Source organism: Microcoleus sp. D2_18a_B4 (assembly GCF_036702475.1).
Taxonomy (GTDB): domain Bacteria; phylum Cyanobacteriota; class Cyanobacteriia; order Cyanobacteriales; family Microcoleaceae; genus Microcoleus.
Map to the genome: position 1 here is coordinate 25,366 of NZ_JAUBTL010000044.1, position 15,304 is coordinate 40,669.

Genomic DNA, 15,304 nt, shown 5'->3' on the forward strand with positions numbered 1-15,304 from the left:
TCAATCTTCTATTCGCGGAGATTTGTACCAATTGGATTGGTTAATTAAAGTATGGCGGCACCAATTCGGCTCGGTGAGAGGATAGTCCACCCGGTAGTGACCGCCGCGGCTTTCGGTGCGAAACGCAGCACTTTTGACAATTAAATAGCCGATATCCAATAAATTCCCAACTTCTCCCCAATTTCGCAAAATCGAGCTATTCTCCGTCTCAGCAGGGGAAAAATCAATAATTTGTCCGGGCTGTAAATTATCAAGCGTTTGACTCAAAGGCAAGGAAGCAAATTCTTGCCGCCAAATCTCAAGTTGGACGATCGCACTTTCCAAATCCCGCTGTCCCCGGCAAATTCCCGCACTCTGCCACACCAAATTCGGCAATTCGACCCGCAACCTTTCGATCGCCTCAATGTCCTTTTCAGAAATCGATTTTTCCCAAATTTCCCCTGCCTCGAACTGATCTGCGAATGCCTCGGGTCTTCCACCTTCTAGCTGCAAAAGTCCCATCTGCGCCCCAAAAACCAGACATTCCAGCAGCGAATTGCTCGCCAACCGATTAGCGCCGTGTACCCCCGTGCTCGCAGTTTCTCCCACCGCGTACAAACCCGGAATCGAAGTTTGGTTAAACTTGTCAGCCACAATTCCTCCCATCCAGTAATGGGCCGCAGGCGTCACCGGCACCGGTTCGGAAAAAATATCAATTCCCCAGTCAGCGCAAACTTGAATAATATTTGGAAACCTGTAGCGCAGTCGATCGACCGCAATCGGGCGCAAATCCAGCCAAACATGAGGTTCCCCCGTCTTCTGCAAGTGGCGGAAAATAGCGCGACTAACAACATCCCTAGGGGCGAGTTCCCCGCTGGGGTGAGAGTCAAAAGCAAAGCGATATCCCTTACTGTCAACCAAATGAGCTCCTTCTCCCCGCACCGCTTCGCTAATCAGAAACCGAGGCGCGCCCGCTGTGCTCAGCGCCGTCGGGTGAAACTGCACAAATTCTAAATCTCGCAGCAGCGCCCCGGCGCGCCACGCAATTGCCACCCCGTCCCCGGTACTTACCGACGGATTGGTCGTTTGAGCAAAAACCTGTCCGCCGCCGCCTGTCGCCAGCACCACGGCTTTAGCCTGCAGCCACTTGACTTGTGAACCGCAAATCGAGCTAATGCCCTGACAGCGCCCGGTTTCGTCTAGCCACAGACTCAAAGCAAAGGCAGGAGATACCAGTTGAATGTTTTTGCGGCTCAATACTTTTGCTGTCAGCGTACTGATCACGGCTTTGCCCGTAGTGTCGGCGGCGTGGAGCACTCGGCGGCGGGAGTGGGCGGCTTCTAGGGTGAGGGCTAAATCTGGGCCGGTGCGATCGAATGCAACGCCCATTTTCACCAGGGAGTCAATGCAAGCACCAGCTTCCTCGACTAAAAATTTCACCGCATCTAAATCGCAAAGACCTGCTCCCGCAGCCAGTGTATCCTGAACGTGCAGCGCTGCGGAATCTTCAGGGGCGATCGCCGCGGCAATCCCTCCTTGAGCCCAATCGCTGGCAGAAACAGGCAGGGTATTTTTATTGATCAAGCCCACCTGCAAATGTTCTGGCAGGCAAAGTGCCGTGTACAAACCGGCCGCGCCAGCACCTATTACCAATACGTCAAATTTGTCAGTCATAAGTCTGCCGCCAGTCGATTTTAGATTTTAGATTTTAGATTTTAGATTTTAGAATTGAGTCTACAGATGAATCTGGGGACTTGAACTAATGTCTGTCAAGGGATTTTAGATTTTAGATTTTAGATTTTAGATTTTAGATGAATCAGGGGAACCCGCTGATTTCAATCTAGCGAATTTTGGTCGGCTTTTGCCGAATGGTGGTTGAAAGTAAGTCTTGATAAATTAAAGGCAGAAGTCATCAGCCTAAGAGAAAAAAAATCTTTTCTTTCGGCCGTTTGCCTTCTGCCCAATGACTTCTGCCTTCAAATGAGGCCCGCTGCTACCTAGTCGTAGAGACCGTTATTCAACCTGGTGTCTCCTTCAATAAAGACTGATTCGACATCAGTTACGGTGAATTTGTCCAAGTTAGCTTGCAGCACTTTTTTCTGAGCTTCCGTCAAACCTGAAATGTTGAGTACGTCCTCAACTTTTTCGTAAGGAGCGTTCTTAATAATTAGTCCAGCTAAAGTGGGATACAACCCTCGATATTGGCGAAAGTCCCGGACGGCGCTGTTGTTCAAATCAAGTTTTTTGCCGTATTCTGTGGCAAGCTTCTCATCGGCGCGATTGGTTCTAGCCGGAGCTTCAACAGCTAGGAGCGAGGATGATGGCAAGACGATACGGCTTAATGACGCCGCGATCGCGCTTTGGTCTCCAGCCCATGCAAAGCAGCCCAGCACTAAGCCCAATACTGCCAATAGACGACCCAATCGTTTCATGAAGTTTTGTCTCCCAATTTCATACACAGCATTTATGTAGAGACTACCATTTTGCTTATGCAGTTTTTCAGACAAATCCGCAGCAGGCAGATATCTGTTATAAAATTTACCTTTAGGTATTGACAACTCTGAGGATATATGATATAATCTACTTTTTAAGCATCGCAGGCAAGTTTATCAAAGGCACTCCAAATTAAAAACTCGGACTGCCATTTTAAAGGGTTAATTTTTGCCCTGCACCCAATTTTCTAGCTATCAAGAACTCTTTCCTTTCGTTTTGAGAAAAGCGTTCAAGTCAGCATAAGTACCGCCGTAAGCCACGCTGGGATGGTCGTAACCCTTCAAAGCAACGGTGTGCTGCTCGAAAGCACCCTGGGCCCCCAATTGCGTCAGGTATTTGTAGGTAGTTTCTCCCACAGCGATATCCTTGCCGATTTGCTTAGTGCAAGATTCAAGGCGAAATGCTGCGTTTACAGTATCTCCCAAGGCGGTATAGTCCGATCGATCGCTGCTGCCAGAATTCCCCACCATTGCATAACCGGTATTGATGCCGGCCCCGACTCGCAATGGAAAAGGCAGGGGGTAACGGCTGCTGAGTTCGTCTGTTGCCTTGTGCAGTTCGCTCAAAGCTTGGCAAATCCGCATCATTTCCTCGCTGCTGACACCGCTGGTTTTGTGGAACCAGACGGCCATGATGGCATCACCGATGTATTTGTCCACCCAACTGCCGTGTTCGCGAATGATCTGTCCTGCTTTGCGGAACCAATTGCCGATGACTTCCGAGAGGAGGGTTTCGTCTAGCTGTCTAGTCAAAACTGTAAAGTCTCGGATGTCCATTACCATGACGCTAATCAGGCTACGCACCGTCAAAGTCGCCGTAAAATCTTCAGAGTCTGTCTCGTGTATTGGAGCGTGTCGGTGGCCGGCGCTTGGGTTGTAGAAGTCCAATTCGGTTTGACCGAAAATAATCCGATCGCCATTTCGGAGAGTGACAGGAATACTGACCCGCCGCCCGTTGACAAAGGAACCATTGCGGCTGCCCAAGTCGATCAGGTAGAACTCTCCTGTCTCCATTTGCTGTAACATCGCGTGATTACGGGAAATCCAGCGATCTGTCAGTACAAAATTATTGTCATCGCTCCGCCCTACTGTCCAGCAATTGCTGCCGGAGAGCGGCAAGTAGCGATTGCCGCCTTCTGTGCGAAGTACCATATGTGGATTGGGTTGCACTCGTCACAACAGTCCTAGAAACGACACAAAATTAACCGATTTGAGATTTGAGATTTGAGACTTCAGATTTTAGATTTTTTAGTCCATCATCGATGCACCTAGCCCCTGCGGGATTGGTCAACCATAAATTCGATCGAGCGAGCGAAGGTATTTATGATTCGATCTACCAAAGCAGCCCGTAAAAACAGACTGTCTACCAAGATTGTACCTGATAATACTGCCTGCCCCGGAGCGAAGACAACTTTTATTTATTTTGATGGACCCGAAAAAAGAGGGAAAATGGCTCTCTGGCTAGGCGGCTAGCGTGTACACACAAGTCCCAAATCTTTTAACACCATTCCTGAAACCCAAGTTTCGCATGAATCTCAGAAAGGAAGCTTATTTTCCTGAATTTTAAGTTATTGATTCGGGAAAACCAGAAATCAAGATTTTAGGAAACAGCGTTTCTCCAATATGGGTCAGCGAGCCACTTGTCTGTACAGGGTAGAGCTAGGCGGGGGTAGGGGGTGTGGGCTGCTATGCAGATCCAGAGTTCTGTGAACTACTCCTTATGGTGTAGCCTTCCCATTTCAACCGCAACAGCCGATCGTACCGCAGACCTCCTTAATAACTGATTCTCTCAGTATTTTTACTTAATAATCCGAGATTGAGCCACCGCCATCAACTCGAAATAAGCCATGTGACTGTTGAGGCTGCGGAATGGGAGTCATAAATTCACCTAAATTGACCTTTTGTTCCGGATGAACATAGTTAGGTCTAGTAAAGTGTGTAAGCCTATACCACGACCAAAACTTTGGTGTGATTGATTACTGCCTTTGCAACCACAATAAAGACGGTAAAGCACGAGCAATGGCTACCTAATCAATGCTTAAAAGCCTATAGAGCGTCGTGAGCTAGGTTCGTAACAACTTATTTGTCAAGGTTTGTAATGAGAATCCTCGAAAAATTCTGCATTCATAAGTTAGTAGAATCCCAAGTAAGGCAAACACCAAATGCTATTGCTGCTCTTTTTAGCAGCGAGCAACTAACTTATCAAGAATTAAATAATAAAGCCAATCAATTAGCACATTATCTGAAAAGCTTAGGGGTTAATTCAGAGACGCTGATTGGAGTATGCGTTGATCGATCGCTGAATATGTTAATCGGACTTCTGGGAGTCTTAAAAGCCGGTAGTGCTTACGTCCCTCTTGACCCCACTTATCCCGAAGATCGGTTAGCTTTTATGTTGGAAGACTCCCAGCTTCCGCTACTACTTACCCAAACCCATCTTCTCAGCTCCCTACCTAAAAGAGATGGTATGCGAGTGGTATGTTTAGATTCAGATTGGCAAGAAATTGAGCAATTCAGCCAAGATAATTTAGAAAGCGAAGTCACACCTGATAATTTAGCCTATACAATATACACCTCTGGCTCAACGGGTAAACCAAAAGGCGTGCAAATTATTCACCGTGCTGTAGTCAATCTTCTGCTCTCCATGAAACAAGAACCAGGATTGACAGAGCGAGATGTACTACTAGCAGTAACTACGATATCCTTTGATATTGCTGTTTTAGAACTTTTCTTACCATTAATAGTTGGTGCTCGCGTTGTGATTGTTAGTCGCGCAGTCGCCATCGATCCAATCAAGTTATCTAAAACAATCACTGAATCGGGCGCTACAGTCATGCAGGCAACTCCTGCAACCTGGAAAATGCTATTAGCCGTTAATTGGCAAGGCGATCGCAATTTAAAAATTCTTTGTGGAGGAGAACCTCTCACTCGACACTTAGCTAATCAATTACTAGAGCGAAGTTCCTCCCTTTGGAATATGTACGGGCCGACTGAGACAACTATTTGGTCAACCATTCATCAGGTAGAAGCTGGTGAGGAAACCATACCAATTGGTCGCCCAATTTTAAATACTCAAATTTATCTGTTCAAGTATCCACGCCATTCTCACAACGATAATCTTGAGCTTGTTGCTGATGGCTCTGAGGGAGAGATTTACATTGGTGGTATGGGAATAGCGAGAGGTTATCTTAACCGTCCAGAGATAACTGAGGAAAGGTTTATTGATGATACTTTTAACAATGAACCGGGCGGTCGTCTTTATAAAACTGGTGACTTAGCTCGTTATCTTCCAGACGGTAATATTGCCATTATTGGGCGTAGTGACTACCAAGTCAAAATTCAGGGACACCGAATTGAATTAAAAGATATTGAAGCAGCCTGCTTCGAGATTCCTGCGGTGAAGGATGTGGTAGTGGTTGTTAGTAATGATGCTCAGGGATACGATTACTTAGTTGCTTATGTTGTGCTGAATTCACAAGCATTAAAGCAGAGTTCAGCAGGCTTCCGAGCCATGCTAAAAGAAAAATTGCCGGAGTACATGATTCCTGCGCTTGTGGTCTTTATGGATGCTTTGCCATTAACACCTAATTGTAAAGTAGATCGACAGGCACTACCGGCACCAACTCTGGATAATGTTGAAAATTTTGTTGCTCCACGCACGGAAATAGAGAAACAATTGGTTGAAATTTGGACTTATGTTTTAGGAGTGCAAATTGGCATCCATCAAAACTTTTTTGAGTCAGGCGGAAATTCATTACGCGCCGCCTTATTACTAAATCGAGTATCGCAAGCTTTCCCAGTCGAATTGTCTTTAGATTGCCTGTTCAAATCTCCGACAATTGCTGGATTAGCTGAAGTAATTGAGGCTGTGCAGTCTTCGGGATCTACGGCGATTTTTGAAACAAATATTGCTGAGTTATCGGCTGATGCAGTCTTAGATGAAACTATTCACCCCTTGACAATTAACAGATTTCGACCGAAGCACATTTTCTTGACAGGGGCAACGGGTTTTGTTGGTGCTTTTCTATTGCACGAATTGTTGCTGCATAATCCCCAAGCGACTATTTATTGTTTAGTTCGTGCTGATAATTTGGAATCCGCGACCTTTCGACTGCGTAGCACTCTGCAAAATTACGAAATTTGGGAAGAAGAATTTAGTAGGAGAATTATCCCCATAGTTGGAGATTTATCACAGCCATCTTTGGGACTGTCAACACCCAATTTTAGTGAATTAGCAGATGTCATTGATGTGATTTATCACTGTGGTGCTTATGTCAATTTGGTTTATCCCTACAGTGCGTTACGGGATGCAAATGTGGGCGGGACAAAGGAGATATTGCGTCTAGCCACCCTGACTAAAATTACACCTGTCCACTATATTTCTACTCTGGATATCTTTCAATCGTCGAACTATGAGGGTATGAAATTAATTGCCGAAACAGACGATTTACTTAGTGCTGAAGGATATTCAGATGGTTATGCTCAAAGTAAATGGGCGGCTGAAAAATTAGTTATGGCTGCCCGCGATCGCGGTTTACCAGTTTCCATCTATCGCTTGGGAATGGTGACAGGTCATAGCAAAACAGGTGCTTTTCAACTCAGTAATACGATTTGTTTGATAATCAAGGGCTTGATTCAATTAGGGTATGGCCCTGAATTAGATATCAAGATGAGTCTCGCTCCTGTAGATTATATAGTTCAGGCGATTCGGTATTTATCGCATCAACCCGAGTCTCTTAACAAGACATTTCATGTATTAAGCCCCCATGTATTATCGATGAACCAACTTATCTTGAATCTTAACACCCTTGGTTATGCCCTCCCTTCTCTTCCTTACCCGCAGTGGCAGGCAAAACTACTCAATATGTCTCCCGATAATGCTTTAACTCCGATGGCTTCTCTATTTGTCAAAAAAATATCTAATAGCCAAAAAACTTTTATCGAGACAACATCTTTTGTCTGTCAAAAGTTTGATGACCGCAACACTCAGGATGGACTTTTCGGTACTGATATTCTCTGTCCTCCCATTAATGATTCCGTATTAAAGGCTTATTTATCCTATTTCCATCGTCAAGGTTTTTTGTGATATAGTAAAACTAAATGATTTGTCCCACTCTTGTAGGGTAGTGATCCGTGCGTACCCCATCGATCGGGTTAACCACAGGGGAATTACCCTACCCAAAGTTACAGAATTCATTGAAAAATGCTATATAATAGTTATTTTACCTAGTTTAATTTTTGGTTATGTAGAGGATAATAATGAAGAGAAATTGGCTCGCGAACTTAAAATTGTCTGACTCTCTCATCTCCCCAACTCGCAACAACATAAATAGACCCAAAGAGTCGCTGACCAAACAAACACTCTTGAAGATAGCTTTGGGTATGGGGATGGTTGTTATCGCCTCCACAGCTATTAGCTATTTCCAAATAATCTCACGGATTACTGCTAATTCACTCACGCAGTTAGAGCAATACATAAAATTACGAGCCACACGCGAGAGAGCAATATTTATATTAGCTGAAGAGAACCATGAGTTACTCAAACAAGCTTTATTAGAGCAACTAAAAGCAGAAGCAAATCGCGATCCTCAAGCTGAATTCGATGAAAACTTTGTCAGATATCCAGATGGCTCAATTCGCAATCGCCCGGAACTATTTCAAATAGAAAAAACTGCGGGCGTCTTCCTAGGAAAAAATGTCAATGTTGATGTTGAAATGCAGCGCCGAATAGTTGCTTTCTATAAAACAATAAATGCTTATGGCCCAGCATGGCGCAATCGCTTAGCTAACACCTATACGCAAATTCCTGAGAATGGTATGATCATGTATATGCACCAGTATCCCTGGGCGCTTAAAGCACCTTCTAGGGACTCGTTCCGCGTCACAGATGATGAGTCATTCCAAATTACCCGCCCTATCTACGCTCCCGAACGCAAAACAGTCTGGACAGGCATTTATTACGACCAAGTAGCTGTAGCTTGGATGGCATCCTGTGTGACACCATTAGATGTAGATGGCAAGCATATTGCTACAATCGGGCATGATATTTTAATAGAGGATTTGCAGAAACGGACTATTAATGAAGGACTCAAAGGCACATACAACATGATTTTTCGAGCCGATGGGCGGCTAGTAGCTCACCCAGAACTTATGCAAAGTATTCAAAAAGGAAATGGACAATTCTCCATCGCCCAATCAGGAGATGCTCATCTGCGGCGAATTTATGAATTAGTCACGACTCATAAACAGGAAAATATGATTATTGACAATCCTGACTATGATGAATACTTGGGTATTACTAGAATTGATGAGCCAAATTGGTACTTGGTCACAGTTTTCCCCAAATCTCTGCTAACCCAAGAAGCCTTAGCTACTGCTCGCATGATTCTAGTGCTAGGGCTAAGTGCATTACTGACTGAAATTATTATTGTGTTCTTAATTTTACGGCGAGAAATTTCTACTCCCCTCAATAAATTAATCGCTGCAACTGAGAGTATTGCTGCGGGAAATCTTGATATTCAAGTTAATGTCAACCGCCAAAATGAATTGGGTCGTTTGGGATATGTATTTAACAAAATGGCTCAGCAAGTCCGCGAATCTTTTGCCGCGCTTGCGAAAACTAATGAGGAATTGGAACTGCGAGTTGAAGATAGAACTGTAGAGCTTAAACAAGCGAAAGAAGTTGCCGATACAGCTAACCGTGCTAAGAGCGAGTTTCTGGCTAATATGAGCCACGAACTGCGGACACCTCTCAATGGTATCTTAGGATATGCCCAAATTCTCCAGCGATCGAAACACATAGTTGAGTCAGATCAAAAAGGAATTAATATTATTAACCAATGTGGCTCTCACCTACTGACTCTGATTAACGATATCCTTGATTTTTCTAAAATCGAGGCCCGAAAAATGGAAATATATGCTACAGATTTTCATTTTCCCGCTTTTTTACAAGCAGTCGTTGAAATTTGTCGAATTAAGGCAAATCAAAAGGGAATTGATTTTATCTATACCATCGAAGGTCAACTCCCAGTTGGCATTTTTGCGGATGAAAAACGCTTGCGACAGGTATTGATTAACTTATTAGGCAATGCTATTAAGTTTACGGCTCAAGGTAGCGTGCAATTTATAATTAAATCAAAACTCTTGGAAGATGAGGTCAGGGAACGACCTTTATATCGAATTATGTTTCAAGTGGAAGATACTGGAATTGGGATAGCGAGCGATCATGTTAAAAATATCTTTTTGCCCTTTGAGCAGTCTGGTAATATGAAGAAGCAATCAGAAGGGACTGGACTAGGATTAGCTATCAGCAAAAACATTGTTGATATGATGGGCAGTACCTTGGAAGTTGAAAGTGAATTAGGCAAAGGTAGTGTTTTCTGGTTTGAGATAGATTTACCCGAAGCTAAGGAATGGGCAAAAAATTCTAAAACTTCTGAGCAGGGCGTTATTATTGGTTTTAAGGGCGATAAGCCCAAAGTTCTAGTAGTAGATGACCGTTGGGAAAACCGTTCTGTTATTGTCAATTTACTCAGCCCTATTGGATTTATACTTTATGAGGCTGAAAATGGCCAGGAAGGACTTGATAAAATTGCTGAGGTTCAACCAAATCTGGTGATTACTGATATTGTTATGCCGATTATGGATGGCTATGAAATGGTTAAAACTTTGCGAAAATTACCATCATTTGCTAATTTATCAGTGATCGTGTCTTCAGCCAGTGTATTCGAGTCCGATCTGCAAAAAAGTATAGAGATTGGAGCTAATGAATTTTTGCCCAAACCTATCGAAGCTCATAGCCTGTTAAATACGATCAAATCCCTCCTGAAATTAGAATGGATCTATGAAGAGAAATTACAACCGCCAAGCACAAGAGAATTGACCAAAGAAGTGGTTGAGATTGTGCCACCTTCGCATGAGGACTTGCTAATATTGTATAATCTTAGTCGTAAGGGATTGATTAACGATTTACTACAAGAGTTGACGAGGATTGAACTGATAGACAAGCAGTTTATCCCTTTTATTCAACATCTGCGCGAATTTGCTAAAGCTTTCAAGCTAAAACAGGTGCGAACTTACATAGAGCAATACCTAAATACTCCCTAGCCCCAAAAAAGTTGTAAATTTATGTATCCCATCCCCAGTAAGTTATGTATGACTGAAAACTCAGAAAATCAATCTATTTTGATTGTAGATGATAATCCCAATAACCTAGAAGTTCTAGCCCACATATTGACCGACGTGGGTTATCAAGTTTCCGTTGCTCTTGATGGTGAAACTGCGATTGAACAAGTAGAATATCATCCGCCCGAACTAATTTTATTAGATATAATGATGCCGCCCGGTATTGATGGCTTTGAGACTTGCCGGCGATTGAAAGCCAATCCCTTAACCTGCGAAATTCCCATAATTTTTTTAAGTGCTTTATCGGATTCACATAATAAAGTCAATGGATTATCTGTAGGAGCCGTAGATTATATTTCTAAGCCTTTCCAAAGTGAAGAAGTTTTAGCGAGGATTAGAATTCATTTAAAATTATATCATCTAACTAAAAAACTAGAACAACAGAAGCAACTGCTAGAAGAAAAAGTGGAATTACGCACTGTAGAATTATTAGCAGCTAAAGAAGCAGCCGAAGCAGCCAACATTGCCAAAAGCCAGTTTCTCGCTAACATGAGCCATGAGCTCCGCACCCCTCTCAATGCGATTATTGGCTATAGCGAAATGTTGCAAGAAGAAGCCGAAGATTTAGATCAAAAATTTTTTATCCCTGACCTGAAAAAAATCAACGGTGCAGGCACACATTTACTTGGACTAATTAACGACATTCTTGACTTGTCGAAAATTGAATCGGGGAAGGTTGAAATTTACTTAGAAACCGTTGATATCTCAGATTTAATTAGGGAAGTCATCACCATGATTAAGCCACTGGTGGAGAAGAATGCTAATGTATTGGTAGTTAACTGTGAACCGAATTTGGGAGATATGAAAACCGACTTAACTAAGGTACGTCAGAGCTTATTTAATCTGCTTAGTAACGCTAGCAAATTTACAAAAAAAGGCATAATTACTATTAAGGTAGAAAAAAGATATAGAAAATCTGGAATAGCCGATGGAGAAGAACAGAAATCAGCCATTCCCTATATTTTATTTAAGATAAGTGATACTGGCGTTGGCATAGCTCCAGAACGAATGGAAAAACTGTTTCAACCATTCACCCAGGCTGATCCTTCAACTACACGAGAGTATGGGGGGACTGGATTAGGGTTAGCAATTACTAGAAATTTGTCTCGGATTATGGGTGGAGATACGTTGGTTGAAAGCGAGGTGGGTAAGGGTTCTACTTTTACTCTTATACTGCCTGCAGAAGTGATACTCCCAAAGTAAAACCAGTGTTCATAATTGCACTGTAAAAAACAATTTTTAGAAAAGTGCCTATTTTACATCGCCATTCTTATGACGAGCAGCGATTTTTAAGAAATCGGGCAAAACAGCAAGAAGCTGTGGCGTGTCAAAGTTTATTCCAGCAGAAACGTTTTGAATAATATTAATAATTTTTTAGCAGACCCCGAATCGGACTGATTAAGTTCTGTTGTTCTGAGATTAAGTGGTGGTAAGGAGCCGAGGGAACCACTAAGAGTAAAAATCCTCTATGCTAGAGTAAGCTGCTAAATGGCCTATATCTCGCTTTTGACCGAAAGCATCCAGGATACAAGCCCCCGGATTCATTCCGAAAGCAGACTCAGGACCCAGAAATAAAAAATCTGTATCCGATGAAACTTGCCCCCCGAATTTCTCCGTGGGGTTAATGCTTCAATTCTAAAATCTAAAATCTAAAATCTAAAATCTAAAATCGATTGACGGCTTGGTTGTGGCAATCGTTGCGACATTTATGATGATTTATCAAATTTTTAAAACGAATTTTATTTATTGTTACCGTCTTGTGATAGCTGAGAGATTGGTTATTTCTTGCCTGTCTAACTCGTTTTCCAGCTAGGAGTCAAGACCGCAAACAGGACGGCAAAAAATAACCCTGGCTTTCATTCCACCGCTAAGATGAGTACAGTTATAGCGGGGGACTTCCCGCCGAGTAAGTTAAATTGGAAGAGAATTGTATGTTGTCGAAAAGAATTTTACCTTGTCTGGATGTGAAAGCCGGTCGCGTGGTCAAAGGTGTCAATTTTGTCAATCTTCAGGATGCTGGCGATCCAGTAGAAATGGCTCAGGTTTACAATGATGCGGGTGCTGATGAGTTGGTGTTTCTGGACATTACGGCGACTCACGAAGACCGGAATATTATGATCGATGTGGTGTACCGCACGGCCGATCGAGTATTTATCCCTTTGACGGTGGGCGGCGGCATCCAATCCTTAGACACCATTAAAAGTTTGTTGAGGGCGGGCGCGGATAAGGTGAGTATTAATTCGGCGGCGGTGCGCGATCCGAGTTTAATTGACAAAGCGAGCGATCGATTTGGTAATCAGTGCATTGTAGTGGCGATCGACGCTCGCAAACGGCAAGACGCAGATAATCCTGGTTGGGACGTGTACGTGCGCGGAGGGCGAGAAAATACCGGCAAAGATGCGATCGCCTGGGCCAAAGAAGCCGAACAGCGCGGCGCCGGCGAAATTCTGGTGACAAGCATGGACTCGGACGGCACTCAAGCCGGTTACGATTTGGCATTAACCCGAAGCATTGCCGAAATTGTCGAAATTCCCGTCATTGCTTCCGGCGGCGCCGGCAACTGTCACCACATCTACGAAGCCGTGACTGAGGGCAAAGCAGAAGCTGCACTGCTGGCTTCCCTGCTGCATTACGGGCAACTCAGTGTAGGAGAAATTAAAACTTATCTAGCAAAATGTCAAGTTCCCGTGCGACAGCAGCAGCCATTAGTCATTAGTCATTAGTCATTAGTCATTAGTCAGTGGAGAGTCGGGGGCGTCTTAATATCTTGCAACATTTTCAACTAATCGATCTGCGGGTTCACTCAAGCGCCCTCTCACAATGCAAACACGCTAAATAAACCCGCCGCCACGCCACGATCAAACCAGTTACTGAGATTTATACCGCTATGTGAGGCGCATCCGAAGGCACTTATAGAGAATTTTTTTGATTCTCCCCAAGTGCCTTCTACATAAATGTCTTGGGGCGACCCACGCCCGTCATCTAGAAATATTCCCTGAGAAGGATTTCAAATACCAGCTTTTTCAGCTAAATATTATATGTTAGCTCAATTTGAAAAAAAGCAACGGTTGCTTTTATCAAACTTGAGTAAAAGATTGTGCAGAATTTGAGTGAGCTTCAGCCTGTTAACAATCTCAGCAATTAAAATTTGTAAAAACGGAGAAATTGTGTATGTCTTTTATCAGCTTTAACTTCCCTGCCAAGCGTTTAGTTCGCACTTTAATAGCTGTTTGTTTTTGTGCCTTGATGTTTGTGTCTAATGCTTTCCCGGCTTTTGCCATTACCAGCAGCCCCACCAAAGGTGAAGACCAACTTTTGGGTATCGAAAAAGAATCTCAAGAAGTTGTCCTGAAAAAACCGATGTCCTTGGAAGAAACTCAAGAAAAAGCCAGCAAAGGGCCCAACGAAGTTCAGGGAGACGCTGACATTGAAAAAATGAAAAATCCTTCCAATACACAAGCTACATCCTTTGAGCAACAAGTCAAAAAAGCTGTCAGCAAAATCAAAGACTAACTCAGCGCGCAGTAGTCAGCGGACAGTTGTTAGTATAAAAGCTTAGGGACACGGCACGACGCCGTGTCCCTTGAAATGTCGTATCCAATCTAAATTTATCTCTAGTTTTCAGACTTGGTATCAGATTGAATAAAAAAGTGGAAAGGACTTGGCATCTTTCGGCTTTACGAACACTCTTTGCTGGGGCTGCAAGTGCAAGCTATCGAATCTTTCTCTCGTCAAATTAGCGTTTACTACTTGACCATCATCTAAGGTTAATTCTACCTGAATTTCCCATCCCAAATGAATCAAGCGACTGATTCTTGCAGGCACTGTTGCACTATTTTCTGTAGTTTCAATTACTACGTCGTGAGGGCGCAAGAAAATCTCTGGGTTGGCTGAGTCAAAGCCGTTGTCTTGAAACATCCTCGAACTGCTGGGCAATACATTGACTGGACCGATAAAACTCATTACGAAAGCACTAGCGGGATTGTCGTAAATTTCTGCGGGTGTGCCTACTTGTTCGATTTTACCTTTATTCATTACTGTAATTCGATCGGCAACTTCCATCGCTTCTTCTTGATCGTGCGTCACAAAGACTGTGGTAACGTGAACTTCGTCGTGCAGTCGCCGCAACCAAGCACGCAAATCTTTGCGAACTTTGGCATCGAGAGCTCCAAAAGGTTCGTCTAGCAATAACACTTTCGGTTCCACAGCCAGGGCTCTGGCGAGGGCCACCCGCTGCCGCTGGCCTCCTGAAAGTTGCGACGGGTATCTATCGCCCAATCCTGCCAATTGCACTAAATTCAACAATTCTTCTACCCGCGATTTGACTTTCGCGGGCGGTGTTTTCTGAATTTCCATCCCGAAAGCGATGTTTTTTCGCACTGTCATGTGCTTGAATAGCGCGTAGTGCTGAAACACGAACCCAATTTTGCGGTCTTGGACGCTAGTATTGGTCGCATCTTGGCCTGTCAGCCAGATTTTGCCAGAGTCGGGCATTTCTAAACCGGCAATCAGTCGCAGCAGGGTGGATTTGCCGGAACCAGACGGGCCCAGCAATGCGACTAGGGAACCGGATTCGATTTCTAAGCTGACTCGATCGAGTGCTTGGAAACTGCCAAACTGTTTTGATACGTTTTCTACAACTATCATAT

Annotated in this window: 9 protein-coding genes; 5 read left to right on the forward strand and 4 right to left on the reverse strand. The window is 43.7% G+C overall.

The features are described from left to right. From nadB to QUB04_RS22610, 3 genes are all read right to left on the reverse strand, one after another. Entirely contained in the window at positions 1–1,653 is a 1,653-nt protein-coding gene (gene nadB, locus QUB04_RS22600; RefSeq protein WP_333287791.1) for an L-aspartate oxidase, read from the reverse strand. Between the two features lie 323 nt (positions 1,654–1,976). Continuing rightward, positions 1,977–2,411 carry a photosystem II complex extrinsic protein PsbU gene (gene psbU / locus QUB04_RS22605; RefSeq protein ID WP_333144020.1) on the reverse strand — a complete coding sequence of 145 codons (435 nt, stop codon included), beginning with the start codon at positions 2,409–2,411 and terminating at the stop codon, positions 1,977–1,979. A 255-nt stretch (positions 2,412–2,666) separates the two neighbouring features. Further along, positions 2,667–3,623 carry an adenylate/guanylate cyclase domain-containing protein gene (locus tag QUB04_RS22610; RefSeq protein ID WP_333287793.1) on the reverse strand — a complete coding sequence of 319 codons (957 nt, stop codon included), beginning with the start codon at positions 3,621–3,623 and terminating at the stop codon, positions 2,667–2,669. Between the two features lie 946 nt (positions 3,624–4,569). Here QUB04_RS22610 and QUB04_RS22615 point away from each other — a divergent pair. From QUB04_RS22615 to QUB04_RS22635, 5 genes are all read left to right on the forward strand, one after another. Continuing rightward, positions 4,570–7,557 carry an amino acid adenylation domain-containing protein gene (locus QUB04_RS22615; RefSeq protein WP_333287795.1) on the forward strand — a complete coding sequence of 996 codons (2,988 nt, stop codon included), beginning with the start codon at positions 4,570–4,572 and terminating at the stop codon, positions 7,555–7,557. A gap of 203 nt (positions 7,558–7,760) precedes the next feature. Continuing rightward, on the forward strand, positions 7,761–10,577 hold the full coding sequence (locus QUB04_RS22620) for an ATP-binding protein (protein WP_333287797.1): 2,817 nt from the start codon (positions 7,761–7,763) through the stop codon (positions 10,575–10,577). A 48-nt stretch (positions 10,578–10,625) separates the two neighbouring features. Beyond that, a complete protein-coding gene (locus QUB04_RS22625; protein ID WP_333144025.1) occupies positions 10,626–11,858 on the forward strand; it encodes a response regulator in 1,233 nt (410 codons plus the stop codon). Between the two features lie 728 nt (positions 11,859–12,586). Continuing rightward, entirely contained in the window at positions 12,587–13,378 is a 792-nt protein-coding gene (hisF, locus tag QUB04_RS22630) for an imidazole glycerol phosphate synthase subunit HisF (protein WP_333144026.1), read from the forward strand. A gap of 448 nt (positions 13,379–13,826) precedes the next feature. Further along, entirely contained in the window at positions 13,827–14,168 is a 342-nt protein-coding gene (locus QUB04_RS22635; protein WP_333287799.1) for a low temperature-induced protein, read from the forward strand. A 120-nt stretch (positions 14,169–14,288) separates the two neighbouring features. Here QUB04_RS22635 and QUB04_RS22640 read toward each other — a convergent pair whose 3' ends face one another. Further along, the gene (locus QUB04_RS22640) at positions 14,289–15,302 is read right to left on the reverse strand and encodes a TOBE-like domain-containing protein (protein WP_333287801.1); all 1,014 of its coding nucleotides are present in this window, start codon (positions 15,300–15,302) and stop codon (positions 14,289–14,291) included. Positions 15,303–15,304: the final 2 nt, after the last annotated feature.